Raw genomic sequence first — 24185 nt, 5'->3', positions numbered from 1 at the left:
CCCCGAGTCCCTCCCCATGGCATCCCCCACGGCTATCGACGCCCTGACCCTCGAAGACGCGCGGACGGAACACGCCCGCCTGGTGGCCGAGATCACCCACCACCGCGCCCTCTATTATCAGAAGGACGCGCCGGAGATTTCCGACGCCGACTACGACGCGCTGGAAAAGCGCCTGTTGGCCATAGAGGGTCGTTTCCCGGATCTGGCCAGCGCCGCCAGCCCCACCGCCACGGTGGGGGCGGCACCGGCGGCGGGCTTCGGCAAGGTGACCCACAAGGTGCCCATGCTGTCGCTGGGCAACGCCTTCGAAGACGAGGATGTGACCGACTTCGTCGCCAGCATCCGCCGTTTCCTGCTGTTGGACGAGGCGGCGCCGCTGGACTTCGTGGCCGAGCCCAAGATCGATGGCCTGTCCCTGTCCATCCGCTATGAAGCCGGCCACCTGGTGCAGGCGGCCACCCGTGGCGATGGCGCGGAGGGCGAGGATGTGACGGCCAACATCCGCACCATCCGGGACATCCCCAACACCTTGACCGGGACGGCCCCCGCCGTGCTGGAGGTGCGGGGCGAGGTCTATATGCGCCGCGAGGATTTCCTGGCCCTGAACAAGGCCCAGGCGGAGAAGGGCGAGAAGGTCTTCGCCAACCCGCGCAACGCCGCCGCCGGCAGCTTGCGCCAGCTGGACGCCAGCATCACGGCCGGCCGGCCGCTGCGCTTCTTCGCCTATACCTGGGGGGAGTTGTCGGAACCGCTGGGCGCCACCCAGTCGGAAAGCCGACAGCGCCTGGCCGAACTGGGCTTCACCCTCAGTGAGCCGTCGCGCCTGTGCCACACGGCTGAGGATTTGCTGGAGTTTTACCGCGACATTGGCGCCCAGCGGGCCACCCTGCCCTTCGACATCGACGGCGTGGTCTACAAGGTCGACCGGCTGGATTTGCAGGAGCGCCTGGGTTTCCGCACCCGCACGCCGCGCTGGGCCACGGCGCACAAATATCCGGCCGAACAGGCCCAGACCATCCTGAAGGCCATCAGCATCCAGGTGGGCCGCACCGGCGCCCTGACGCCGGTGGCGGAGCTGGAGCCCATCACCGTGGGCGGCGTGGTCGTCTCCCGCGCCACCCTGCATAACGAAGACGAGATCCGGCGCAAGGACGTGCGGGTGGGCGACACCGTCATCGTCCAGCGCGCCGGCGACGTCATCCCGCAGATCGTGACCTCGGTGGCGGCCTTGCGCCCGGCCGACGCCCTGCCCTTCGAATTCCCCACCCACTGCCCCGCCTGCGGCAGCCTGGCGGTGCGCTCAACCGCCGAGAAGGCCGATTTGGCGGCGGAGACCGCCGCCGTGGAAGGGGCGCCGGACGGCACGGCCGACGGCGAGGCGGCCCCGGCAGCGTCAACGGATGCCGAACCCGATGGCGTGGTGCGGCGCTGCACCGGCGGCCTGATCTGCCCGGCCCAGGCGGTGGAACGCCTGATCCATTTCGCCAGCCGCCTGGCCTTCGACATCGAGGGCCTGGGCATCGAGCGCATGCAGCTGTTCTTCCGCCAGGGGCGTATCCGCGAACCCGCCGACATCTTCACCCTGGAGAAGCGCGAGGCCGAGCGGCTGGACCGCATCGTCACCATGACCGGTTTCGGCAAGAAGTCGGTGGAGAAGCTGTTCGCCGCCATCGAGGCCCGGCGCACCATCGGGCTGGACCGCCTGATCTACGCCCTCGGCATCCGTCAGGTGGGGGAGGCCACGGCCAAGCTGCTGGCCCGCCACTATCTGACGGTCGGGCACTGGCGCGACGCCATGGCCAAGGCGGCGGAAGAACGCGCCGCCCAGCCGGCGGAGCGGAAGCCCGACCTGGTGGGCGAGGCCTATGCGGAGCTGTGCGCCATCGAACAGATCGGCGTGGGCGTGGCCGACGACATGATGGCCTTCTTCCGGGAGGAGCATAACCGCGCCGTGCTGGACCGCCTGCTGGCCCAGATCACCGTGGAAACCTATCAGCGGCCCACCACCACCGGCTCCCCCGTCGTCGGCAAGACGGTGGTCTTCACCGGCACGCTGGAAACCATGGGCCGCAGCGAGGCCAAGGCCAAGGCGGAGAGCCTGGGCGCCAAGGTCGCGGGCTCCGTCAGCGCCAAGACCGACTATGTCGTCATCGGTGCCGACGCCGGCTCCAAGGCGACCAAGGCGCGCGAGCTGGGCGTCACCATCCTGACGGAACAGGAATGGGTGGACCTGATCAGCGGCAAAGCCCCGGCCCAGGAAGGATGGTCAAATCACCCACCCAATGGCGTTAACGGCGATTAAATCGCGGACGCTGTTGGATGCCTCAGGGCCCGGTCCAGGGTTTCCGCGGCCCTTGGAACTGGCACATCCCTTGCGATAGCGGCGGCAACCGGTCCGGCGTCAACGGACCGGAGCTTCCCGGACCGTCGTCAGCGTCGGTCCCCGCCTCATCGTCAGGGAGACCCCCGCCCATGCTCCGCCTGCCCCACCGTCTGGCAACCTTGTCCGTCGCTCCGCTGGCCACGGCGCCACTGGCCGCCGCCTTCATCGCCATGTTCTCGCTCCCCCTGGCCGCCACCCCGGCCCATGCCGCCACCGTCGGCCCGCAGACCCTGCACGGCCGCACGCTGGAGTTGGAGGGTCTGGTGGCCAATGTCGAGATCACGGTCTCGTCCTCGGCCAAGGAAATCACCGTCTCCGCCAATGGCACCGACGATCAGGTGAACCGCCTGTCCTTCCATACCGAAGGCGACAAGGCCAAGGTGGAACAGGAACATCGCCACCACGAGCATTACAGCGACCGGGACTTCATGACGGTCACGATCACCTTGCCCGCCGGCACTGGCCTGGCGGTGAGCGACTTCGTCGGTGACTTGACCGCGGGCGACCTGAACGCCGACCTGGCGGTGGACGATCTGCACTCCGGCTCCATCACCGTGGGCCGGGTGCAGGCGGCGTCCCTGGACGTGACCGGCAGCGGCAACATCGCTGTGGGCGACATCGCCAAGGCGACGTCGGTGGAAATCAATGGCTCTGGCAAGGTGCGCACCGGCAAGACCACCGGCGAGGTGTCGCTGGAAATCAGCGGGTCCGGCAACGTCGACATGGCCTCGGTCAACGGCTCCGTCTCGGCTGAAATCCACGGCAGCGGCAACGTCACCATCCATGCCGGCAAGGCCGACCCGCTGTCGGTGGACATCTCCGGTTCGGGCGACTTCACCATGGATGGAGTCGCCGCCAACCAATCCATCAGCCAGCACGGCTCCGGCCAGGTGCACGTTCGCAACCCCGGCCACTGAGCCCCCGGAAGAAAGGTGGAAGCGGCGCGGGGGCCGCCCCCGCCTTCAGAAGGCCCGCCGGTCATCCGGCGGGCTTTCGTCTTCGGCGCCAAGGGCATAAGGTCGGAGCCCGAACACGACACCACCCGGGAATGTGCTGATGAAATACCTTCACACCATGGTCCGCGTCACCGACCTGGACGCCTCGCTGGACTTCTATGTCAACAAGCTGGGGCTGGAACTGGTGCGCCGGCGCGACTATGAGAAGGGTCGCTTCACCCTGGTCTACCTGGCCGCCCCCGGCAGCCCGGAAGCGGAGGTGGAGCTGACCTGGAACTGGGATCCGGAGGTTTATACCGGGGGCCGTAACTTCGGCCACCTGGCCTTCGCCGTGGACGACATCTACGCCACGTGTCAGCGGCTGATGGACGCCGGCGTGACCATCAACCGGCCACCGCGCGACGGGCACATGGCCTTCGTCCGCTCCCCCGATCAGATCTCCATCGAGCTGCTGCAGGCGGGCGACGCCCTGCCCCCGAAGGAGCCCTGGGCCTCCATGCCCAATACCGGTAGCTGGTGACGGGACGGCGGCATGGGATCAATCCCGTGCCGCCACCAGCCCCAAGCGGCGTCGCCGGACCTTTCCGGCGAACACCGTGGAAGGGCACACATACGGTTGCGGGCCCAGCCAGTTCATTCTATCCCTACCCCATGCTGCTGCTGATCGTCCTGGCTGTGATGGGGGGTGGCCTGGTCCTGGCGCTGGTCGCCTGGCTGGCCACGCGCGGCCCATCGGAACACGAAATATTCCGGCGATTCGACGCGCTGGAAGGCTTCACCATCACGGAACGCCACGCTTACGAGGGGTCGGGTATCGCCGCCGACGAGGCGCGCGGCCGGGTGGCCGTCATCGGCAAGGGCCTGGAGAAGCACCCCCCCGTGCTGCTGGCGGCCAAGGATCTGGTGGCCTGGCGCTACCAGGCCAAGGACCAGCGCTTCGAAATGACCGTGAAGTCGCGCCGCCACGCCCAACCTTTCCTCATCCTCTTTCGCAAGCGGGCCACGGCCGATGAATGGCTCAAGATTTTCCGCAACATCGTGGAAGGGCGCTGACCGGCGCCCCCTCCTCCTGCGCCCAGGCCGCCTCTACGGAAGTGCGAGACTCCGGCCCCCCATACGTCTTAAGGTCACTATTGGCGTCTTCGGATGCCGCTGACTTGAACTGCCCGTGACTTGAAGGTTGGCATGACGCCCCCACCATCCTCCGAGGCACCCACGTCCCCCCGGACCCTGGCACAATTGGGGGCGGCATCCCCATACGCGGGCGGCGGCGCCCCGACTGCCTCAGGCGGGCAGGCGACCGACACCGGCGCGGCCCCCGGCGGGCCCGGGGAGGACAAGACACCGGCGGCGAAAAAGGTGCAGCTGCCGCTGCGCAAGCGCCTGTCCTACAAACAGGCGCGCAACACCGCCCTACTGACCCTGGCGCTGGGACTGATCCTCAACACCGCCCAGATCACCTATGACCTGTTCAACGTCGAACAGCAGACCGACCAGCTGGTGCGGCAGGTGCTGAGCACGGCGCGGCAGCCGGCGGCGGAGGCCGCCTACGCCTTCGATCAGGCGCTGGCCGAACGGGTGCTCACCGGGCTGTTCGAATACCGTCCCCTGTACCATGCCGTGATCTACGAGGATTTCGGCAACCAGCTGGCCGCCAAGGACAGACCCGAAACGGAAGGCGGCCTGAAATGGCTGGCGGAGATCCTGCTGCCGCAGGAAAAGACCTTCGCCATCCAGCTGGTCATCGAACGCCATCACCAGAACGTGGGCATGCTGAAGGTCAGCGTCGACCGCTACCTGATCGCGCTGGATTTCTTCCGCCGCTCCGCCATCGTCCTGGGCGTGGGCCTGGTGTGGACGGTGGCGTTGGCCTTGATCCTGGTGGTGGTCTTCTACATCTCCCTGTCCAAGCCCTTCCTGCGACTGACGCGCGGCATCGCGGCGGTGGACGCCCGACGCCCGGCGGAGTTGCTGCTGAGCGTGCCGCCCCAGCACGCGGGGGACGAGCTGGGCCTGCTGGCCAGCACCACCAACGACCTGCTGCTGGAATTCGACCGCGCCCTGGTGGAGCGCGAACGGGTTGAGGCCCGCCTGCGTGAACGCGAGGCCCACCTGTCCGGCATCATGGACAACGTGGCCGACGGCATCATCACCTTGGATGAGGATCTGCGCGTCGCCACCATGAACCGCGCCGCCCATCAACTGTTCGGCTATGAGCCCGGGCAGGCGGCGGGCCAGCCCTTCGTCAGCTTCATCGCCGACAACGACTGGCCGCGGGTCTCGACCGAGCTGATGGCCAGCCTGCGCCGCCAGGGCGGCACCTACGGCGGGGAGCAACGGTCGGAAGTACAGGGCCGGCGGCGCGACGGTACCGGCTTCGCCATCGCCTTCGGTGTCAGTCAAATGCGCCTGGGCACACGCCGCACCGCCATTTGCGTCATCCAGGACATCACCCAACGCAAACGGGCGGAACGCGCCGTGCGGGAGAGCGAGGAGCGGCTGAAACAGGCCGTCAGCGCCACGCGCTCGGGCGTGTTCGACAGCGACTTCGTTACCGGGCTGACGTGGTGGAGCCCGGAATTCCTGGAGATGCTGGGCTATCCCGGGGGCGCCAGCCCCTGGCATGACAAGCCGCTGGAGGCCCTGCTGCATCCCGACGATGCCGCCGCCACCCTGGGCACCATCGAGCGCTATCTGTCCGGCGACACCGGCGACTATCTGAGCATGTTCCGCCTGCGCAAAAGCGACGGCAGCTGGTTGTGGATCGAGGCGCGCGGCCTGGCCATCCGGGACGAGCGGGGCCGACCCTCGCGCTTCACCGGCACCATGACCGACGTGACGGACCGCAAGCGCTTCGAGGAGCAGCTGCTGTACGTCAGTACCCATGATCCGCTGACCGGCCTCGCGAACCGCACCCTGCTGCAGGACCGCCTGCAGCATGCCGTCGCCCACGGCGCCCGCAAAGGCACCTCGGTCGCCGTTCTGGTCATGGATCTGGATCGGTTCAAGCTGGTGAACGACAGCCTGGGCAGCCAGGTGGGTGACAAACTGCTGCGCGCCCTGGGCCAGCGCCTGGTGTCCTGCGTGCGCGCCGCCGACACGGTGGGCCGCATGGGGGCGGACGAGTTCATGGTGATCGCGGAGGACCTGCCGGAGCCCCAGGTGGCCGCCCGCATCGCCGAGGCCATCCTGGTGGGCCTGACCCGGCCCTTCGCCATCGACGGTCAGCAGCTGTTCATCACCACCTCCATCGGCATCAGCCTGTTCCCCGGCGACGCCAGCGACACCGACGCCCTGCTGCGCGACGCGGCCACCGCCATGGACAATGCCAAGGCCGCGGGCGGCAACAGCTACCAGTTCTTCACGCCCCGCATGAACGAGGAGGCGGTGGCGCGGCTGTCGATGGAGCACGCGCTGCGCGAGGCGCTGGATCTTAACCAGTTCACCCTGCACTACCAGCCCAAGATCGACCTGGTGACCCTGGAACCGGTGGGCACGGAAGCCCTGATCCGTTGGCAGCATCCGGAAATGGGGCCCGTCTCCCCTGCCAGCTTTATCCCGATGGCGGAGGAAAACGGCCTGATCGTGCCCATCGGGGAATGGGTGATGCGCACGGCGCTGGCGCAGATCCGCAGCTGGCAGGAGCAAGGGCTGCAACCCCTGCCGGTGGCCGTCAACGTCTCCGTCCGGCAGGTCTCTTCCGGCCAATTCGCCGAGCGGGTGCGCCAGCTGTTGCAGGAGTACGGCGTGGGGCCGGAGTTCCTGGAGCTGGAGATCACCGAGACGGCGATGATGTCCAACCTGGCCTACATCGCCGACACCCTGGCCGAACTGCGGGCCCAGGGCATTTCCATCGCCATCGACGATTTCGGCACGGGCTATTCGTCGCTGTCCTACCTGCGGCGCCTGCCCATCACCACGCTGAAGATCGACCGGTCCTTCGTGGCGGAGGCGACTTCCAACACCGACACCGCCGCCATCGCCGCCACCATCATCGCCATGGGGCGGCAGTTGGGCTTGACCGTCGTGGCCGAGGGAATCGAGACACAGGAGCAGTTGGACTTCCTGCGTCGACACCAGTGCGACCAGCTTCAGGGGTTCTTCTTCTCAAAACCGCGACCGGCGGATGATTTTTGCAAAACTTTTTTGAAGCCCGCGGAGATGCGCGCAGCGGTGTCCTGAACCCCGCTTGACGCCTACTGGCAACGCCCGATCACACCCCCGCACACCCCCGAAATCCGAGTTGAATGGCGTTGCAGATTTGCCCTATTCCCCGCGGAATCCCTTGATCCTGCACATCAATAGCTTGACGGCAACGTTCGGAAAACCGAGGCTTTCCCCAGAGACGCTGGACACGAGTCCCAGGCATTAATGCCAGGAACGACTCGGGGCCTAAAAATAACGTACAGGGAGGAAAGACGCATGGTGGCGAACGTCTTTGGGAAGTCGTGCCTTAAATCTCGTATTTTGGCGGGCGTGAGCGTCGCGGCGCTCGGCACGTCGCTGTTCGCTTCGGTGCCGGCGCGCGCCCTGGACTTCAGCAGCGGCGATCTTCAAGGCAGCTTCAACACCACGCTGACCTTCGGCGGCCTGATCCGTGTGCAGGAGCGCGACAAGAACCTGGTGGGCAAGGCCAACGGTGGCAACGCCTCCTCCATCAACCAGGACAACGGCGACCTGAACTACGGCACCGGTCTCGTGTCCACCGGCGCGCGCATGACCAACGAATTGAAGCTGGACTACCACGACGTCGGCTTCTTCAGCCGCGCGACCTTCTTCTACGACCCCATCAACAACGACGCCAACAGCACGTCGGCCGCCCGTACCGGCGCCTTCACGCTGAGCTCGACCGCCCGCGACCAGTCCGCCGCCTACGCCCGCCTGCTGGACGCCTACGCCTACGGCAACTTCAACCTGGGTGGCGGCACCACGCTGAGCCTGCGCGCCGGCAACCAGGTGCTGAGCTGGGGCGAAAGCACCTTCATCCCCAACGGCATCAACGCCATCAACCCGGTGGACGTGTCGGCCCTGCACCAGCCGGGCACGGAACTGAAGGAAGTGTTCCTGCCGGTGCCGATGATCAGCGCCAACCTGGGCCTGACCAACAACCTCAGCATCGAGGCCTTCTACCAGTTCAAGTGGCAAAAGACGCTGCTGGATCCGGCCGGCACCTACTTCAGCAGCGACGACGCCCTGTCGCCGGGCGCCCGCTACCTGTCCCTGCCGTTCGGCAACCCGCTGGCGGCCGACAGCCCCCTGCAGCACGCCATCGAGACCAACGGCACCGTCAAGAACCCCATTCTTGGGCAGGTCACCCCCATCGCGCCCTTTGGCACCAACGTGCCGCGCCTGAACGACCACAACGGTCGCGATGACGGCCAGTTCGGCTTCGCCATGCACTATTCCGTGCCGGCCCTGGGCGACACCGACTTCGGCCTGTTCTTCATGAAGTACAACAACCGCGTGCCGGATCTGTCGGTCAAGGTGGGCAGCTTCGGGGACTTCGCGTCCAATCCGGAGACGTTCAGCAACCACAGCGGCTACTACGCCGACTACGTCAACGACATCAAGATGTACGGCGTCAGCTTCAACACCTCCATTGAAGGCGTCGCCATCCAGGGCGAATACTCGTATCGCCAGGGCCAGCCGCTGCAATATGACGCTGTCGACGTGCTGCAGGCCATGCTGGCCGCGCCGTCCGTCTTCGGCTTCATTTCCACCGGCGCCACCCAGGGCGCCGCCGCCGGCACGGCCGCCGCCACCGCCTCCTACCAGGCGGCGGTTAACAAGGTGCTGGCCGTGGCCGCCCCGTCATTGGTTGGCACCTCCTACACCTCGCTACCGAGCGGCCTGCAGACGGCGGTGCGGAACGCCATCGCCGCCGCCGGCGGGCCGGCCTCGCTGGCCGCCGCCCAGGCTTTGGGCGCCAGCGCGGGTTCCACCGCCGGCGCCCAGCAGGCCGCCACCGCCGCCGCCCACATCTTCAACACCAACGCCCTGATCAAGCGCCTGGGCGGTATCCAGGGCACGACAACGGCGGAAATCGAAAGCAGCGCGTCGCGTCTGTTCGGCAGCACCATCCAGGGCTATGGCCGCTATGACATCAGCCAGGTGCAGATGACCTTCACCAAGGATCTGCCGCCGATGCTGGGCGCCAGCCAGGTCATCCTGCTGGGCGAAGTGGGCGCGGATTTCGTCCACAACATGCCCGACGGCGTGCATTTCAGCGGCACCGGCACCAATGTGGGCGGCAACGCCAACTTCCTGGGGCTGGGCGGGATGGAAAGCGTCGCCACCAACGGCTTCGGTACGGAGTTCTCGTGGGGCTACCGCATCGTCGCCCGCTTCGATTACCTGAACGCCATCGGCGGTATCAACCTGATGCCGCGGATCGTCTGGGAACAGGACGTGCACGGCACCACGCCGCTGCCGGTCGGCACCTTCATCGATGGCCGCAAGGCCGTGTCGGTGGGCCTGACCGCGACGTTCCTGGAGAAGTGGTCGGCGGATGTGAACTACACCAACTTCTTCGGGGGCGGTGATTTCAACCTGATCAACGACCGTGATTTCGTCAGCTTCAACGTGAAGTATTCCTTCTAATCCCCGCCGCCCCCGCCGCGGGGCGGCTTCCCTTTCCTGGTTTTATGGGCGCCGGCCGCCGAGAGGCGGCTGGCGACTTGAATGATGAAATTCCGCTTCCTCGCCGCCCGGCTGACCGCCGGCGCACTGTCCCTGGCCCTGGCCTCCAGCCTCGCCCCCGGGGGCAACCTAAAGGCGAGGGAGATGGCGGCGGGCGACAGCCGCACGTCGTCCACCTCCGCGGAAGGGGCTGGTCCGGGCGCCGCCGCCGCGGGTGACGCCGCGAAGGCCGCGGCGTCTCCTGTCGCCCCCATCCCGGCCCTGATCGCCCCGTTGGCCGCCCGTTCCCTGCTGCTGGCGGCCACGCTGGCGGGCAACCGCCTGGTGGCGGTGGGGGAGCGCGGCCACATCCTGCTGTCCGACGACAACGGCCGCAGCTGGCGCCAGGCGCCGGCGCCAGCCAACGCCACCCTGACCGGTGTGCGCTTCATCGACGCCCTGCGGGGCTGGGCCGTTGGCCACGACGCCACCATCCTGCACACCAATGATGGCGGCGAGACCTGGGCCCTGCAGAACTTCGCGCCCGACTGGGAACAGCCGTTGATGGACGTGCTGTTCGACGACGCCAGCCATGGCATCGCGGTGGGCGCCTACGGCCTGTTCCTGGAAACGACCGACGGCGGCAAGACCTGGACCAGGCGCCGCATCACCGATGACGATCTGCACCTGAACGCCATCTTCGCCACCGGGGGCGACACCCGCATGGTGGTGGGCGAAGCCGGCGGCGTCTATGTCAGCACGGACAAGGGCCGTACCTGGACCAAGCGGCCCCTGCCCTACGAGGGCTCGCTGTTCAGCGGCGTGGCCGTGGATGACAGGACGGTCGTCGTCTTCGGCCTGCAGGGCCACGCCTTCCGCTCCACCGACGCCGGGCAGAGCTGGCAGGCGATCGACACCGGCACCAAGGCAGGGCTGATGGGTGGCGTCGCCACCCCGGACGGCCATGTCGTCGTCGTGGGCGCCCTGGGCACCATGCTGACCAGCGGCGACGGCGGCGCCAGCTTCACGTTGACCTACCGGCCCGACCGCCTGGCCCTGGCCGACGCGGTGCGTGGCGCCGACGGCAGCCTGATCCTGTTCGGGGATGAGGGCCCCAAGCTGGCGGGCACGCTCCCGTAACACCCGGCCTTCACGCCCGCCCCATCCCGCGTTCCCCCGTTCCCCCCCGAGTGCCCCCATGCTGACGTCCCTGCCCCGCTTCCTCGACGCCCTGATCTTCCGCCACCGGCAGGTGGTGCTGGTGCTGTTCGCGCTGGCCACGGCCTTCTTCGCCTGGCAGGCCAGCCACTTGGCGGTCGACACGGCCTATGAGAAGCAGCTGCCGCAAGAACACCCCTATATGAAGACCTTCCTGCAGTATCAGAAGGAATTCGGCGGGGCCAACCGGGTGATGGTGGCGCTGAGCGTCGACAAGGGCGACATCTACACCCCGGAGTTCTTCACCAAGCTGAAGCAGGTGACGGACGAGGTGTTCTTCATCCCCGGCGTTGACCGGGCCAGCGTCACCTCGCTGTTCACCCCCAACGTCCGCTTCATCGAGATCGTCGAGGACGGGTTCAGTGGCGGCAACGTCATCCCGGCGGAGTTCAAGGCCACACCGGACTGGCTGAACGTGGTGCGCGGCAATGTGCTGAAATCCGGCCAGGTGGGACGCCTGGTGGCGGAGGATTTCACCGCGGCCCTGGTCAGCATCCAGCTGCTGGACCGTGACCCCAGGACCGGCGCCAAGCTGAACTACATGGAGGTGGCCAAGAAGCTGGAGGCCATCCGCACCAAATACGCCGGCGGCGGCGTGGATATCCACATCATCGGCTTCGCCAAGGCCATGGGCGACGTGGCCGACGGCACGGTGGGGGTCATCGGCTTCTTCGGCGTCGCCTTCGTCATCACCGCCTTGCTGGTCTATGTCTACGGCCGGTCGGCGCGCATGACGGCGGTGCTGCTGGCCCTGTCGGTCGTCACCGTCATCTGGCAGCTGGGCCTGCTGGTGCTGATGGGCTTGGCCATGGACCCCATGTCCATCCTGGTGCCCTTCCTGGTGTTCGCCATCGCCATCAGCCACGGTGTGCAGAACGTCGGCACCATGACGCAGGAGATCGGCAAGGGGGCCGACGCCTTCTCAGCCGCCCGCATCAGCTTCCAGCGCCTGCTGGTGCCCGGCGCCTCGGCCCTGGTGGCCGATGCCGTCGCCTTCCTGACCATCCGGATCGTCAAGATCCAGATGATCCAGGAATTGGCGCTGTCGGCCTCAGTGGGCATGGTCATCATCGTCATCACCCACCTGATGATCCTGCCCGTCGCCCTGTCCTTCCTGACGCTGGGCGATGGCTATCGCCGCCGCGTTTCCGGCCAGGTGGACCGTTTCGACCGGGTGTGGAAGGTGTTCACCGTCTTCGCCCGGCCCAAGGGCGCCATCCCCGCCCTGATGATCGGCCTGGCCGTCTTCGCCTGGGCCCACCACGAGTCCGGCCGCCGCGTCATCGGCGATGCCGAGGCCGGCGTGCCCGAGCTGTGGCCGGACAGCCGATACAACAAGGACGCCGACTATATCGCCGGCCATTTCGCGATCGGCGTGGACATCATCCAGGTCATCGCCGAGGGGCCGGCCAACGGCTGCATCGACTATCAGGTCGCGTCCCAAGTGGATGATTTCGCCTGGCGGATCCGCAATGTGGAAGGCGTGCAGTCCACCCTGTCCCTGCCCCAGGTGATGAAGACCGTCAACATGGGCTGGAACGAGGGCAACCTGAACTGGCGGGTGCTGCCCCGCAACAGCCAGGTGCTGGTGCGCGCGGTTTCCCCGGTCGAGACATCCACCGGCCTGTTGAACGCCGACTGCTCCGTCATGCCCATCATGATCTTCACCAAGGACCACAGGGCGGAAACCATCGACCGCGTGGTCAAGGCGGTGGAGACCTACAACAAGGCGCACAGCACCGACGCGGGGGACAAGAGCCCGATCCACTTCCGCCTGGCCACCGGCAATGTCGGCGTCATGGCCGCCACCAACCAGGCGGTGACGGCGGCGGAGACGCCCATGCTGCTGTGGGTCTACGCCACCGTGCTGGTGTTCTGCGCCATCACCTTCCGTTCCGTCGTCGGCACCATCGCCACCGTGCTGCCGCTGATCGTGGTGTCGGTGCTGTGCGACGCGCTGATGGCCGAGCTGATGATCGGCCTGAAGACCAGCACCCTGCCGGTCACGGCGCTGGGCGTGGGCATCGGCGTGGACTACGGCCTCTACATCTTCAACCGCCTGCAATCCTACCTGAAGCACGGCCTGTGCTTCGCCGATGCCTATTACAAGACCCTGCAGGAAACCGGCAGCTCCATCCTGTTCACGGCCCTGACCCTGGCCGTGGGTGTCGCCACCTGGTCCTTCTCCGCCCTCAAGTTCCAGGCCAACATGGGCGAGTTGCTGACCTTCGTCTTCATCGCCAACATGCTGGGCGCCATCATCCTGCTGCCCGCCATCGCTGCCATGCTGTACCGCCTGTTCCCCAGCCTGTTCGAGGGCGAGGTCAAGCGGGCGCAGAAGCGGACGTTCGCCGCGCATTGAGTCGTTTTCCTCGGGCGCCGGCGGGGGCTTTTTCTTTGGCCTGACGCTACTGCGCCTTCTCTTGCCCCGCCTCCCATTCCGGGTCCGTGGTGCCGCCATCGAGGATGAAGCGCCACTGGCCATCCTTCTGACGCCGCCAGACGGTGACGTACCGCACCGGCGGGCGTTCCACCACGGCGCCATCCGGCTTCCTGAGGCGGGAGCGGGCCTTGCCCCAGCTGTAGCCGAGGGTGCCGTCGGATGAGATGGCCGCATCCTCCGGCGCCCATTCCAGTTCCAGACCGGCGGGGAACAGGCCGGCCAACGCCGCGCGGTCGACCCTGGGCTGGGCGCGATTCAGCAGGGTCACCTCCTCGGCGGCGTAGGCCTGGAAGGCCGCGCCCACGCCCGCCTCCCGCGCCTTGGCGGCAAAGGCGCGATCGGCGTCCAGGATGGATTGCGCGGGGTTGCCGGGACCGGGAACCCCCGGCGCGGGCAGCGGCCCAGCGCCCCCCTGGCCGATGAGGGGAACCGCGAGGGCGCAGGCGGCGGCCAGGCCCAAGGGAATGACAAAACGCCAGCGGGACATGGATGCCCCCTTCCTGAGCATAGATTCTCTGGCCGCCAGGGTAGCAATAAAAGGGCCGCGGGAATATCCCGCGGCCCCAGTCAATCAAACGCTGTTTATTGCGTCTCAGAACCCGACGCGCAGATGGCCCATGACGGCATGGTCGGTGCGGTCGCCATTGTCGAACGTCCCTTGGTAGGACACGGCGAAGCTGACGGTGTTGCCCTGGATGGCAAGACCGCCGCCGCCCACGAAGGCGGTGCGCTTGCCGGCACCGGCGTTGGTCTCCGCCACCTGGCCACCGGCCAAGGTCGCCTGGAAGACGCGGCCGGAGTTCAGGAACTCATGCTGCAAACCCACCTGCACCTGCGGCGCCACCACCACGTCGCCGACGACGAAGGGCACCGCGGCCTGGGCGCCCACCTGGCCCCGGAGACTTTCGGCATCGAAATCAGGAACGGTCAGCGCCAGGGCGCCGGCGTCCTTTTCCGTATAGCCGTGGATGCTGGCCCGGGCGTAGCGGAAGCCGGCCGTGGGCCCGAAGGACAGGCCGCCCAGGTTGACGGTGTAGCCGCCCGACAGGCTGGCGCCATAGGTGTTGCCGCTGGGGGCGGCATTGCCCCACGGCTGCGGCGCGAAGCCCGTCTGGCGCCGCATCTGGGTGAACTCGTCATACCCATAGCTCAGCATGCCATCGGCGTAGAACGCCCCCATCTGGGCCGTGGCGTAGGCCATCAGGTTGTAGGCGTGCAGCTCGTCCTTGCCGAAGCCGTTCTGGAAGTTCAGGCGGTTGTCGCCATAGCCCAGGGCCAAGCCGGTGGTGACGGTGTCGCTGACCTTGTAATCGATGCCGGCGGCGCCGGTGTAGCTGTTGTAGCTGTAGCCCATCTGGCCGGTGATGGCGTCGCGGTCACCGGTGCCGTAATTGCCGTAGAGGAAGATGCCGACGCGGCCGTCGCGGCCGGTTTCCGTGCCCGTGCCCATGCCGCCGCCCACGCCGGCCACCGGCGTGCCGGAACGGATGCCGTTCAGGCGGGCGCGGACGGAACCGGTGATGCCGTCATCGGCGATGAAACCAAGCTGCGTCGCGGCCACCGCCGCCTGCGGCGCCTGCAGCACCGTGGTCAGCGTGCCCGCCACATATTCCGCCACCAGGGTATGGCCGGTGGTGGTGGGGTGCACGTCGTCCCAGAACAGCATGGTGTTGATGTTGGACGCTGTGCAATAGCCCGTGGCCTTGCCGCCCAGCAGGCAGGAGTGGGTGGCATCGGTGATGCCGTAGGCCGACGGGTTGGCCTGGATCATGCTGAAGATGGTGTTGACGTCCACCAGGATGACCCGGGCGCCACTGGTGCCGTTGAGGCTCTTGGTCAGGGCCAGCACGTCGGCGTTGTGGATGGCCGTCAGCTGGTTGGCCTGCAAGGCGGCGCTGGCGCCCTGGGCCGAGATGGATGGCGTGTTGCCCAGGTTGGGCAGGTTGAAGATCAGCATGGTGCGGGCGCCGGCGGCGATCAGCTTGCTGGCGCCGGTGCCGATATTGCCCACGACGCTGGCCGCCTCCGTCGCCGCATCGACCGTCGACCCGCTGGTGGCGTACTGGAAATAGTCATTGGCGCCGATCCACAGCGAGTACAGCTGGTTGCTGGTGATGGTCGGCTTGGCCGCCAGGAAGGCGCTGATCTGGTTCAGGAAGTCGATGGGCCGCTCAGCGGTGGAGCGGGCGCCGCCATAGGCGTAGCTCTTGAACGGCACGCCGCCCAGCAGCGCGCCCACCTTCTCATCCCACAGGAGGCCGTTGGAAAAGCGGCCGTTATAATACGGCGCCGGCGGCGCCAAGCCCAGGGGCACCAGGTTGCCGGTGTCGCTGAGGCTGTCACCGAAGACGATGCCGGCGGAATATTGCTGGGCCTGCGCGGTGGTGGTGAAACCGACGAAAGACGTCATCATCGCCACCGCCATGGCGGTGGTCGTGCGTAACATCCGGCTGGTCATTGGGCTCCCTCTCCCTAGGACGGCGGGCCGTTCAGGCGGCCCGCTCGTTCTCGACGCGGGCCCAGGGTTCCACAAAACCATCCCCTGTCGTCAAGGGAGGAAACGTCACATTCTCGCGAATATCACCGGTTGTGTCGTCACAGCAGCACCTGAAGAATTGCGATGATCCGACCCCGGCGGACACCGCCAGGATCGGGCCCGCGCCCCCCTTACTTCAAGGTCGAGAGGTAGGCGATGACGTCGGCGCGGTCCTGGGCGGCGGGAAGCCCGACGAAGGCCATGCGGTTGCCGGGCACCAACGCCCTGGGATTGGTCAAGTACACGTCCAGCGTGGCGATGTCCCAGGTCTTGGCGGCGGCCTTCATGGCGGGGGAGTAGTTGAAGCCGTCCTTGGTGGCCGACGCGCGGCCCACCACGCCCCACAGGTTGGGACCCACCTTGTCCGCACCACCCTTCTCGGCGCTGTGGCAGGCCTTGCAGCGCTGGAAGACCTTCTCGCCCTTGGCGACATCCCCGGCTGGATCGGCGGTGGCGGCCCCCGAAAAGGCGATGGCTAGAAAGGCGGCGGCGACGGCAATCTTCATGGAACGACCCCTGCGGTTCTTCGTGTCACGTTTTGGCGGGCGCGACGGTAGGGGGGACCGGCCGGCCCTGTCAATCGGACGCACGATCATCAGCCGCAAAACGCCACCAGCCGCAAAAAACCGGGACAAATGAGAGGGATAGCTCAGTCGCCGCCATCCAGGCTGGGCTGGCCCCGCAGGCCGCCGCTCAGCCGTCCCCCCTCCAGGCGCCCTCCCTTCAGGCGCGCCATGCCGTCCGCCGCGTGCTGGGCGACCAGGGCGCCCCGTTGCGACAGCGTCGGCGCGGTGGGGCGCAACACCCACAGCACCGCCAGGGCCCCCACCGCGCCCACGGCGGCCGGCAGCAGGGCCACCGCACCAGCCACCAGGCCCGACACCAGGGTCAGGTCGAACAGCATGCCGTGGCGCGCCGGGGTGATCAGGTGGGCCAACAGCACACCCAAACCGATGACCAGAACCCATACCCCCCATTGGCGGGGGGCCGCCGCGGACAGCAGGAAGCCGGCGATGCCCAGCATCACCAAGGTGCCATCCAGACTGGCGGAGGTCAGGTCCCAGAGGCCGGCGGCGGCGCCGAAGCCCGCGGCCGTCAGGGGCATAAAGACAGTCTTGAGCAACATGGCGACACGCTGATCCCGAAGGAGGAACATCCGTCCGGCACCCCTACCCCGAACGGCAGTTGCCATAGGGGGAAAGCGCCCGGTGATGGTCATATTTAGCGCCGGGATTGCGGCGGAAGCCGGGCAACGCTGGGACCATGACGGGGCGATTGGCCGGGTTGGCCCCCCCGCGACCGGCATGGGCCATGCGCCCCGCCGCCCTTGAACAAACGCGCAAGATGTCCAACGCCGGTGACCTAGGCGCCCTACAATTCCTCGGGGTCGGTGGGATAGGGATCACCGCCTTTGACCGAATAGCCCCGTTCCGGCGGGAAGCGCTGCAGGGTCTTGGACACGGCCAGCTTGGCGCTGGACGCCCACACCAGATAGCGCCGCCCCATGCGCCAGGACGACACGACCGATTCCACTGCGCCACGCGACACTACCTGGAAATTGGAGTGGGTGATGGTGACCAGGTAGCCGCTGTCATTGGGCATGCGGCGCTCGTCATAGACGTACAGCAACGCCTCATCCGCCCGTCGCACCTCCGCCAAGCGGTCATGCTCGGTGACGCTGGAGCGCAGCTGCTCCAGCTCCGTCGTCATCTTGCGTTCCTCGCGTTTCAAATCCAGGGTCAGCTTGGCCCGGCTCCGCACCTCCTGGAACAGCTCCTCCACCTGGCGGCGACGGGCGCGGGTGTCGCGGCGCATGCGACGGATGCGCCGGGCGGTGGCGGCGGCCACCTGGCCCGCCGCGGTCAGGCCGGCCGCGATACCGAACAGCAGGGCGAAGTTCATCGGACGCCCCCGCCTTACGACCGGCGGGCGGAGGCGTCGGCCTCCACGTCGTCCAGCGTGCGGCCTTCGCCGTCATCCGCCAGCGTCCCATCCTCGGACGGCTCACGGATTTCCAGGATGTGGAAGCCCATGGAGTGGGGATAGTAGCTTTCCACCAGGGTCTTGGCGTCACCGACATTGGGCGCCCAGGCATGGACGTTCTGGGTGCGCGACCAGCTGCGCGACAGGCCCATCACATCCTTCTGCTCCAGCACGGCGCGCTGCACATGGCGATTGATGACGGTGGCCACGAAATGCCGGGGCGGCCGGCCGGGGCGGGCGAAAGCCTCCTCCTCCCCCAGGACGCGGATCAGCTGGTCGCGCCTGGCCTCCAGGTCCGCCACCCGCCGGGTGGACATATAGTTCTGCCGCCGGGCCGATTTCAGCGCGTTGTCCAGGCGGGCCACACGCGGCATGATCTTGCCGCTGCGGTCCTCGAACTTGCGGTGCAGGACGTTGGCTTCATGAAAGCGCTCATCCACCCGGTCCACACCCTCACTATGATGCAGATGCCGTTCCACCAGATGTGACAGGGCAAGGGCGGCGAGGTATGAAACCCCGGCCACCATCATGAAAATCGCCACCGCCGTCAGCAGATCGCTCATACCACCCGTTCGGTTTAAAAATCGTTGGTCCAGGACGCCGTCTACAAGGCAAGCTCCGCCCCGGGTCGCTGTCAAGCGGCGGCACGAGCCGGCCCCCCAATCATTAGCATTCGCGCCGTCGTCACGATAGGTTTGCCGCCATGATCCCAGCCACCGCCCACCCCGCCCCACGGCCCGCGACGCGCCTGGACATCCAGCTGGTTCCGGCCTTGAGCGACAACTACATCCACCTGATGCGGGACGCCGCCACCGGCACGGTCGCCGTCGTCGACCCGTCGGAAGCGGCGCCCGTGGTGGACGCGCTGGCTCGGCGGGGCTGGACCCTGGACCTCATCCTCAACACCCATCACCACGGCGACCATGTCGGCGGCAACCTGGACCTGAAGGCGCGCTACGGCAGCGCCATCATCGGCCCCGCCGCCGACCGCGACCGCATCCCCGGCCTCGACCGCGCCATCGCCGATGGCGAGACCTTCCTGGTCGGCGCCTGTCCCTTCACCGGCATCGACGTGCCCGGCCACACCCGGGGCCATATCGCCTTTCATGCGGCCGAGGACGCGGCGCTGTTCTCCGGCGACACGCTGTTCTCCCTGGGCTGCGGCCGCCTGTTCGAGGGCACGCCGGACCAGATGTGGCGCTCATTGACCCGGCTGCGCGCCCTGCCTGGCGAAACGGCGGTCTATTGCGGCCATGAATACACCGCCGGCAACGGCCGCTTCGCCCTCACGCTGGAGCCGGACAACGCCGACCTCACCGCCCGCATGGCGGCCGTGGCGGCCCTGCGCGCGGCCGACCGCCCCACCCTGCCGACCACCATCGGCATGGAGCGGGCAACCAACCCCTTCCTGCGCGCCGACCTGCCGGCGCTGGCCACCACCGTGGGCCTGGCCGCCGACGGCGATCCGGTGGCCGTCTTCGCCGAAATCCGCCGCCGGAAAGACAATTTCCGGGGATAGAACTCCGCTGGTTCCAGCCTCTCAGAAAGCCTGACCATGAAGCTTTTCTACAGCCAGACCTCCCCCTTCGTGCGCAAGGTGCTGATGGTGGCGCATGAACGGGGCCTGGTTTCCCGCATCGAGCTGTCGCCCACCGACGTCTGGTCACCGGAAACGGTGGTGCCCACGCTGAACCCGCTGGGCAAGATCCCGACCCTGGTGACCGACGACGGCATGGCCCTGTTCGACAGCCCCATCATCGCCGAATACCTGGACAGCCTGGGCACCCTCGGCCAGCCGCTGTTCCCCACCACGGGCGCGGACCGCTGGCGGGCGCTGCGTCAACAGGCCATCGCCGACGGCATTTGCGACGCCGCCATCCTGCGCCGCATGGAGGGGCTGCGGCCGGAGAACCTACGCTCATCGAGCTGGATCGAGCGTCAGCGCCAGGCCATGGCCCGCGCCGTCGACCTGCTGGAAGCGGAGGCCGACCAGTTGCGGGGCCTGACCATCGGCACCTTGTCGGTGGTGATGGCCCTGGCCTACCTGGATTTCCGCTGGGAGGGCGACCACTGGCGCGAGGGCCGGCCCAGGCTCGCCGCCTGGTTCGCGCAGGCGTCCGATCGGGACAGCGTCCGCCTGACCCAACCGCCCCGGGGCTGAGCGGCATGAACGCGGCCCCCATGGACGCCGACGCCATCATCCGGCTGCTGGGCCTGCACCCCCATCCGGAGGGCGGGCACTATGTGGAAACCTATCGCCACGCGCCGGCCGACGGCGGGCGGGGCGCCTCTACCGCCATCTACTTCCTGCTGCGGGCGGGGGAGCGGTCACACTGGCACCGGGTGCGTGACGCGGATGAGGTCTGGCATTGGCATGCCGGGGCGCCGTTGCGCCTGTCGCTGTCGGCCGATGGCGTCATCACCACCGACCTGATCCTGGGCGTGGATCTGTCCGCCGGCCAGCGGCCCCAAGGCGTGGTGCCGGCCGACCACTGGCAGGCGGCGGAGAGCCTGGGGGACTGGACCTTGGTGGGCTGCACCGTGGCGCCGGCGTTCGAGTTCCGCGCGTTCGAGATGGCGCCGCCGGATTGGGCGCCCAAAGGGATGCGGGACGCGGGGTCCGACGGTTGATGGCGGCCCTGCATAACGGCGGTTTGCAATCCGGCCGGCGATGCCCGATAAACGCGGCCAAAGCGGCCCCTTACATCTAGAGTACTCCCATGGGATTCAATTGCGGCATCGTCGGCCTGCCCAACGTCGGCAAGTCGACCCTGTTCAACGCGCTGACCAGCACGGCGGCGGCGGAAGCGGCCAACTACCCCTTCTGCACCATCGAGCCCAACGTGGGCCGCGTCGGCGTGCCCGACCCGCGCCTGGATAAGCTGGCGGCCATCGCCAAGTCCCAGAAGACCGTCCCGACCCAGCTGGAGTTCGTGGACATCGCCGGCCTGGTGCGCGGTGCCTCCAAGGGGGAAGGCCTGGGTAACCAGTTCCTGGCCAACATCCGCGAGGTGGACGCCATCGTCCACGTGCTGCGTTGCTTCGAGGATGGCGACATCACCCACGTGGAAGGCTCCATCCACCCCACCCGCGACGCGGAGACGGTGGAGACCGAGCTGATGCTGGCCGACATGGACAGCCTGGAAAAGCGCCTGCCGGCCCTGCAGAAGAAGGCCAAGGGCGGCGACAAGGAATCCAAGATCGTCGCCGACCTGATCGAGCGCGCCCTGGTGGCGCTGCGCGACGGCAAGCCGGCGCGCACGGTCCAGGTGTCGGAGGAGGAGCGCGGCCTGTGGCGCCAGCTGGCGCTGCTGACCGGCAAGCCGGTGCTGTACGTCTGCAATGTGGAAGAGGCCTCGGCCGCCACCGGCAACAGCCTGTCGGCCCAGGTGGCCGAGATGGCCAAGGCCCAGGGTGCCGTGTCGGTGGTCATCTCCGCCGCCATCGAGGCCGAGCTGTCCCAGTTGGCCGATGAGGACAAGGCGGAATACCTGTCCTCGCTGGGGCTGGAGGAGCCGGGCCTGAACCGCCTGATCCGCGCCGGCTATGGCCTGCTGAACCTGCTGACCTTCTTCACCGTCGGCCCGAAGGAAGCGCGCGCCTGGACCGTGCGCCGCGGCGCCAAGGCCCCGGAGGCCGCCGGCGTCATCCACACCGATTTCGAGCGCGGCTTCATCAAGGCCGAGACGGTGGACTTCGACAGCTACATCGCCCTGGGCGGCGAAGCCGGCGCCAAGGAGGCCGGCAAGATGCGCATCGAGGGCAAGGAATACCTGGTCCACGATGGCGACATCTTCCACTTCCGATTTAATGTTTAATTCCTCGGGCGCCGGCGGACACGGTCGCGTCCCAGGAATCAGCTATCTCTTTTCGTTCCGTTAGCGAAATAACAAAGGCGGCCAGGGCATCCCGGCCGCCTTTGTTATTGTCAGCGCTCGCTGTCCAACGACGCCATGCCGTGAGCGGGATAGCGGTCGCCGGCGGCGCTGTCCTTCGGCACCGCCCGTTCGATGGCGGCAAGGTCGTCGGGTGAGAGGGTCACGTCCAGCGCGCCCAAGGCTTCGGCCAGACGGTCGCGGCGGCGGGCGCCGATCAGCGGGATGATGTCCGTCCCCTGGGCCAGCACCCAGGCGATGGCGATCTGGGCGACGCTGACGCCCTTGGCCACCGCCACCTGGCGCAGGGCCTCGACCAGGGCCAGGTTGTGATCCAGATTGTCGCCCTGGAAGCGCGGGCTGTGGGCGCGGAAGTCGACGCCCTTGCCTTGGTCCTTGTTCCAGTGGCCGCTGATCAGGCCACGGGACAGCACGCCATAGGCGGTGATGGCGATGCCCAGGTCACGGCAGGTGGGCAGGATGTCGCGCTCGATGCCGCGCGAGATCAGGGAATATTCGATCTGCAGGTCGACGATCGGGTGCACCGCCACCGCCCGGCGCAGCGTCTCCGCCCCCACCTCCGACAGGCCGATATGGCGGACATAGCCGGCCTTCACCATGTCGGCGATGGCGCCCACCGTCTCCTCGATCGGCACCCTGGGGTCCAGGCGGGCCGGACGGTAGATATCGATGTGATCCACCCGCAGACGCTGCAGGGTGTAGGCCAGGGAATTCCTAACCGCCGCCGGGCTGGCATCATAGCCCACCCAGCTACCGGCCGGATCGCGCAGCGCACCGAACTTCACGCTGATCTGCACGTCGTCGCGCTTATGCCCCCTGGCGAAGCCGGCGTCCGCCAGGGCGTCGCCGATCAGCATCTCATTGTGGCCCATGCCGTAGAAGTCGCCGGTGTCCAGCAGGACCACGCCGGCGTCCACCGCCGCATGCAGGGTGGCGATGCTCTCGGCCCGGTCGCTGGGGCCGTACATGCCGGACATGCCCATGCAGCCCAGGCCCAGGGCGGAGGTGGCGGGGCCCTCGGCCCCCAAATTACGCCGCAGCATCGTGATATCCTCGGTTGGGAACGGCGGGCACGCCGTTGGCGAGGCGGACTATGCCGCCTGCGGCCATGCATGATAATCTGGGCAATCATCAATGAACTGTTCGATTTATCGAACAACGGTGTCCCGATGCCCGCCCCCAACCTGGCCGATCTGGACCTGTTCCTGGCCGTCGCCCGTCACCGCAGCTTCCGCCGCGCCGCCAAGGAACGGGGGGTGGCGCCCAGCACCCTGAGCCTGGCCCTGAAACGGCTGGAGGAGGATCTGGGCGTGCGCCTGTTGAACCGCACCACGCGCAGCGTCACCCCGACGGAGGCCGGCCAGCGCCTGGTGGCCCGGCTGGCGCCCATCTTCACCGAAGTGGCGGAATCGCTGGATGAGGTGAACAGCTTCCGCGACACGCCCACCGGCCTGTTGCGCCTGAACGTGCCGGTGGTGGTGTCATGGCTGATCCTGGCGCCGCTGGTGCCCCGCTTCCTGGCGGCCTACCCCGGCATCACGCTGGAGATCATCGACAACAACGCCCTGATCGACGTCTTCGCCGAAGGGTTCGACGCCGGCATCCGCTATGGCGAAGCGCTGGCCCAGGACGTGGTGGCTGTGCCCATCAGCCCGCCACAGCGCTATGTGCTGGCCGGATCGCCCGATCTGATCGCGCGCGAAGGCCTGCCCCAGCATCCACGCGACCTGGTCGGCCGCCCCTGCATCCGCCACCGCTTCGCCGACAGCGCCGCCCAGCCCTGGGAATTCGAACGGAATGGGGAGGTCGTGCGGGTGATGGTGGACGGCCCGCTGATCGCGAACAGCGTGCACATCGGCATCAGCGCGGCGGAATCGGGCCTGGGCTGGTATTGCACCTTCGAGGGATTCCTCGCACCCTCGCTGGCGGCCGGGCGACTGGTGCCGGCGCTGGAGGATTGGCTGCCCCCCTTCCCCGGGCCCTATCTCTACTACCCCAGCCGCCGCCACGTGCCGGCCCCCTTGCGCGCCTTCATCGATTTCATGAAGCGGCACTATGATACCAACGGCATTTGATCGTGACCGGTCAAATGCCCCCTCACACGCCGGGCGCCGCCATCCGGCAGCTTGGCTGATCCTTGTAACTTGAACGA

20 protein-coding genes are annotated in these 24185 nt (G+C 67.7%); 13 read left to right on the top strand and 7 right to left on the bottom strand.

Annotation, left to right across the window (positions count from 1 at the left end):
* Window positions 1-16 precede the first annotated feature (16 nt).
* The 8 genes from ligA to FHS74_RS01740 all read left to right on the top strand — a co-directional run bounded on the left by ligA (window position 17) and on the right by FHS74_RS01740 (window position 13537).
* On the top strand, window positions 17-2302 hold the full coding sequence (ligA, locus tag FHS74_RS01775) for an NAD-dependent DNA ligase LigA (protein ID WP_184796875.1): 2286 nt from the start codon (window positions 17-19) through the stop codon (window positions 2300-2302).
* A 170-nt stretch (window positions 2303-2472) separates the two neighbouring features.
* On the top strand, window positions 2473-3300 hold the full coding sequence (locus FHS74_RS01770) for a GIN domain-containing protein (RefSeq protein WP_184796873.1): 828 nt from the start codon (window positions 2473-2475) through the stop codon (window positions 3298-3300).
* A gap of 139 nt (window positions 3301-3439) precedes the next feature.
* The gene (locus tag FHS74_RS01765; RefSeq protein WP_184796871.1) at window positions 3440-3859 is read left to right on the top strand and encodes a VOC family protein; all 420 of its coding nucleotides are present in this window, start codon (window positions 3440-3442) and stop codon (window positions 3857-3859) included.
* 131 nt (window positions 3860-3990) lie between these two features.
* Window positions 3991-4392 (top strand): hypothetical protein, encoded by a 402-nt coding sequence (locus FHS74_RS01760; RefSeq protein WP_184796869.1) that lies wholly within the window; start codon window positions 3991-3993, stop codon window positions 4390-4392.
* A 306-nt stretch (window positions 4393-4698) separates the two neighbouring features.
* A complete protein-coding gene (locus FHS74_RS01755; protein ID WP_343066828.1) occupies window positions 4699-7521 on the top strand; it encodes an EAL domain-containing protein in 2823 nt (940 codons plus the stop codon).
* A 294-nt stretch (window positions 7522-7815) separates the two neighbouring features.
* Window positions 7816-9939 (top strand): DUF1302 family protein, encoded by a 2124-nt coding sequence (locus FHS74_RS01750; protein ID WP_184796865.1) that lies wholly within the window; start codon window positions 7816-7818, stop codon window positions 9937-9939.
* An 81-nt stretch (window positions 9940-10020) separates the two neighbouring features.
* Window positions 10021-11097, top strand: a complete 1077-nt coding sequence (locus tag FHS74_RS01745) for a WD40/YVTN/BNR-like repeat-containing protein (RefSeq protein WP_184796863.1) — start codon at window positions 10021-10023, stop codon at window positions 11095-11097.
* A gap of 58 nt (window positions 11098-11155) precedes the next feature.
* Window positions 11156-13537, top strand: coding sequence for an efflux RND transporter permease subunit (locus FHS74_RS01740; protein ID WP_184796862.1), 2382 nt, complete (start codon window positions 11156-11158; stop codon window positions 13535-13537).
* A 46-nt stretch (window positions 13538-13583) separates the two neighbouring features.
* Here FHS74_RS01740 and FHS74_RS01735 read toward each other — a convergent pair whose 3' ends face one another.
* The 6 genes from FHS74_RS01735 to FHS74_RS01710 all read right to left on the bottom strand — a co-directional run bounded on the left by FHS74_RS01735 (window position 13584) and on the right by FHS74_RS01710 (window position 18700).
* Window positions 13584-14105, bottom strand: a complete 522-nt coding sequence (locus FHS74_RS01735) for a YybH family protein (protein ID WP_184796860.1) — start codon at window positions 14103-14105, stop codon at window positions 13584-13586.
* A 105-nt stretch (window positions 14106-14210) separates the two neighbouring features.
* Window positions 14211-16064: an autotransporter domain-containing protein gene (locus FHS74_RS01730; RefSeq protein ID WP_184796858.1), complete on the bottom strand. Its 1854-nt coding sequence runs from the start codon at window positions 16062-16064 to the stop codon at window positions 14211-14213.
* Window positions 16065-16285: 221 nt separating this feature from the next.
* The gene (locus FHS74_RS01725) at window positions 16286-16660 is read right to left on the bottom strand and encodes a c-type cytochrome (protein WP_184796856.1); all 375 of its coding nucleotides are present in this window, start codon (window positions 16658-16660) and stop codon (window positions 16286-16288) included.
* 143 nt (window positions 16661-16803) lie between these two features.
* Window positions 16804-17259, bottom strand: coding sequence for a hypothetical protein (locus tag FHS74_RS01720; protein ID WP_184796854.1), 456 nt, complete (start codon window positions 17257-17259; stop codon window positions 16804-16806).
* A gap of 266 nt (window positions 17260-17525) precedes the next feature.
* On the bottom strand, window positions 17526-18056 hold the full coding sequence (locus tag FHS74_RS01715) for a hypothetical protein (RefSeq protein WP_184796853.1): 531 nt from the start codon (window positions 18054-18056) through the stop codon (window positions 17526-17528).
* A gap of 14 nt (window positions 18057-18070) precedes the next feature.
* The gene (locus FHS74_RS01710) at window positions 18071-18700 is read right to left on the bottom strand and encodes a hypothetical protein (protein ID WP_184796850.1); all 630 of its coding nucleotides are present in this window, start codon (window positions 18698-18700) and stop codon (window positions 18071-18073) included.
* 140 nt (window positions 18701-18840) lie between these two features.
* Here FHS74_RS01710 and gloB point away from each other — a divergent pair, with 140 nt between their 5' ends.
* The 4 genes from gloB to ychF all read left to right on the top strand — a co-directional run bounded on the left by gloB (window position 18841) and on the right by ychF (window position 21955).
* A complete protein-coding gene (gene gloB / locus FHS74_RS01705; RefSeq protein WP_184796848.1) occupies window positions 18841-19656 on the top strand; it encodes a hydroxyacylglutathione hydrolase in 816 nt (271 codons plus the stop codon).
* Between the two features lie 36 nt (window positions 19657-19692).
* A complete protein-coding gene (locus FHS74_RS01700; protein WP_184796847.1) occupies window positions 19693-20298 on the top strand; it encodes a glutathione S-transferase N-terminal domain-containing protein in 606 nt (201 codons plus the stop codon).
* Window positions 20299-20303: 5 nt separating this feature from the next.
* On the top strand, window positions 20304-20768 hold the full coding sequence (locus FHS74_RS01695) for a cupin domain-containing protein (protein ID WP_211106032.1): 465 nt from the start codon (window positions 20304-20306) through the stop codon (window positions 20766-20768).
* Window positions 20769-20857: 89 nt separating this feature from the next.
* Window positions 20858-21955: a redox-regulated ATPase YchF gene (gene ychF, locus FHS74_RS01690; protein WP_184796845.1), complete on the top strand. Its 1098-nt coding sequence runs from the start codon at window positions 20858-20860 to the stop codon at window positions 21953-21955.
* A 110-nt stretch (window positions 21956-22065) separates the two neighbouring features.
* Here the strand turns inward: ychF and FHS74_RS01685 are convergent, their stop codons facing one another.
* Window positions 22066-23076, bottom strand: a complete 1011-nt coding sequence (locus tag FHS74_RS01685; protein WP_184796843.1) for an aldo/keto reductase — start codon at window positions 23074-23076, stop codon at window positions 22066-22068.
* A 69-nt stretch (window positions 23077-23145) separates the two neighbouring features.
* Between FHS74_RS01685 and FHS74_RS01680 the strand changes: the two genes are divergently transcribed.
* Window positions 23146-24108, top strand: coding sequence for a LysR family transcriptional regulator (locus FHS74_RS01680; protein WP_343066827.1), 963 nt, complete (start codon window positions 23146-23148; stop codon window positions 24106-24108).
* Window positions 24109-24185 lie beyond the last annotated feature (77 nt).

The organism is Nitrospirillum iridis, from assembly GCF_014205765.1.
GTDB classification, from domain to species: domain Bacteria; phylum Pseudomonadota; class Alphaproteobacteria; order Azospirillales; family Azospirillaceae; genus Nitrospirillum; species Nitrospirillum iridis.
The sequence above is the reverse complement of the archived record's forward strand: the minus strand, read 5'-3'. Positions and strand labels throughout refer to the sequence as shown.

What these genes read in the sequence shown, in the direction of transcription:
- ligA (WP_184796875.1), top strand. Translation starts at nt 17, where the DNA reads ATGGCATCCCCCACGGCTATCGACGCCCTGACCCTCGAAGACGCGCGG.
- FHS74_RS01770 (WP_184796873.1), top strand. Translation starts at nt 2,473, where the DNA reads ATGCTCCGCCTGCCCCACCGTCTGGCAACCTTGTCCGTCGCTCCGCTG.
- FHS74_RS01765 (WP_184796871.1), top strand. Translation starts at nt 3,440, where the DNA reads ATGAAATACCTTCACACCATGGTCCGCGTCACCGACCTGGACGCCTCG.
- FHS74_RS01760 (WP_184796869.1), top strand. Translation starts at nt 3,991, where the DNA reads ATGCTGCTGCTGATCGTCCTGGCTGTGATGGGGGGTGGCCTGGTCCTG.
- FHS74_RS01745 (WP_184796863.1), top strand. Translation starts at nt 10,021, where the DNA reads ATGATGAAATTCCGCTTCCTCGCCGCCCGGCTGACCGCCGGCGCACTG.
- FHS74_RS01740 (WP_184796862.1), top strand. Translation starts at nt 11,156, where the DNA reads ATGCTGACGTCCCTGCCCCGCTTCCTCGACGCCCTGATCTTCCGCCAC.
- FHS74_RS01735 (WP_184796860.1), bottom strand. Translation starts at nt 14,105, where the DNA reads ATGTCCCGCTGGCGTTTTGTCATTCCCTTGGGCCTGGCCGCCGCCTGC.
- FHS74_RS01730 (WP_184796858.1), bottom strand. Translation starts at nt 16,064, where the DNA reads ATGTTACGCACGACCACCGCCATGGCGGTGGCGATGATGACGTCTTTC.
- FHS74_RS01725 (WP_184796856.1), bottom strand. Translation starts at nt 16,660, where the DNA reads ATGAAGATTGCCGTCGCCGCCGCCTTTCTAGCCATCGCCTTTTCGGGG.
- FHS74_RS01720 (WP_184796854.1), bottom strand. Translation starts at nt 17,259, where the DNA reads ATGCCCCTGACGGCCGCGGGCTTCGGCGCCGCCGCCGGCCTCTGGGAC.
- FHS74_RS01715 (WP_184796853.1), bottom strand. Translation starts at nt 18,056, where the DNA reads ATGAACTTCGCCCTGCTGTTCGGTATCGCGGCCGGCCTGACCGCGGCG.
- FHS74_RS01710 (WP_184796850.1), bottom strand. Translation starts at nt 18,700, where the DNA reads ATGAGCGATCTGCTGACGGCGGTGGCGATTTTCATGATGGTGGCCGGG.
- gloB (WP_184796848.1), top strand. Translation starts at nt 18,841, where the DNA reads ATGATCCCAGCCACCGCCCACCCCGCCCCACGGCCCGCGACGCGCCTG.
- FHS74_RS01700 (WP_184796847.1), top strand. Translation starts at nt 19,693, where the DNA reads ATGAAGCTTTTCTACAGCCAGACCTCCCCCTTCGTGCGCAAGGTGCTG.
- FHS74_RS01695 (WP_211106032.1), top strand. Translation starts at nt 20,304, where the DNA reads ATGAACGCGGCCCCCATGGACGCCGACGCCATCATCCGGCTGCTGGGC.
- ychF (WP_184796845.1), top strand. Translation starts at nt 20,858, where the DNA reads ATGGGATTCAATTGCGGCATCGTCGGCCTGCCCAACGTCGGCAAGTCG.
- FHS74_RS01685 (WP_184796843.1), bottom strand. Translation starts at nt 23,076, where the DNA reads ATGCTGCGGCGTAATTTGGGGGCCGAGGGCCCCGCCACCTCCGCCCTG.
- FHS74_RS01680 (WP_343066827.1), top strand. Translation starts at nt 23,146, where the DNA reads ATGATAATCTGGGCAATCATCAATGAACTGTTCGATTTATCGAACAAC.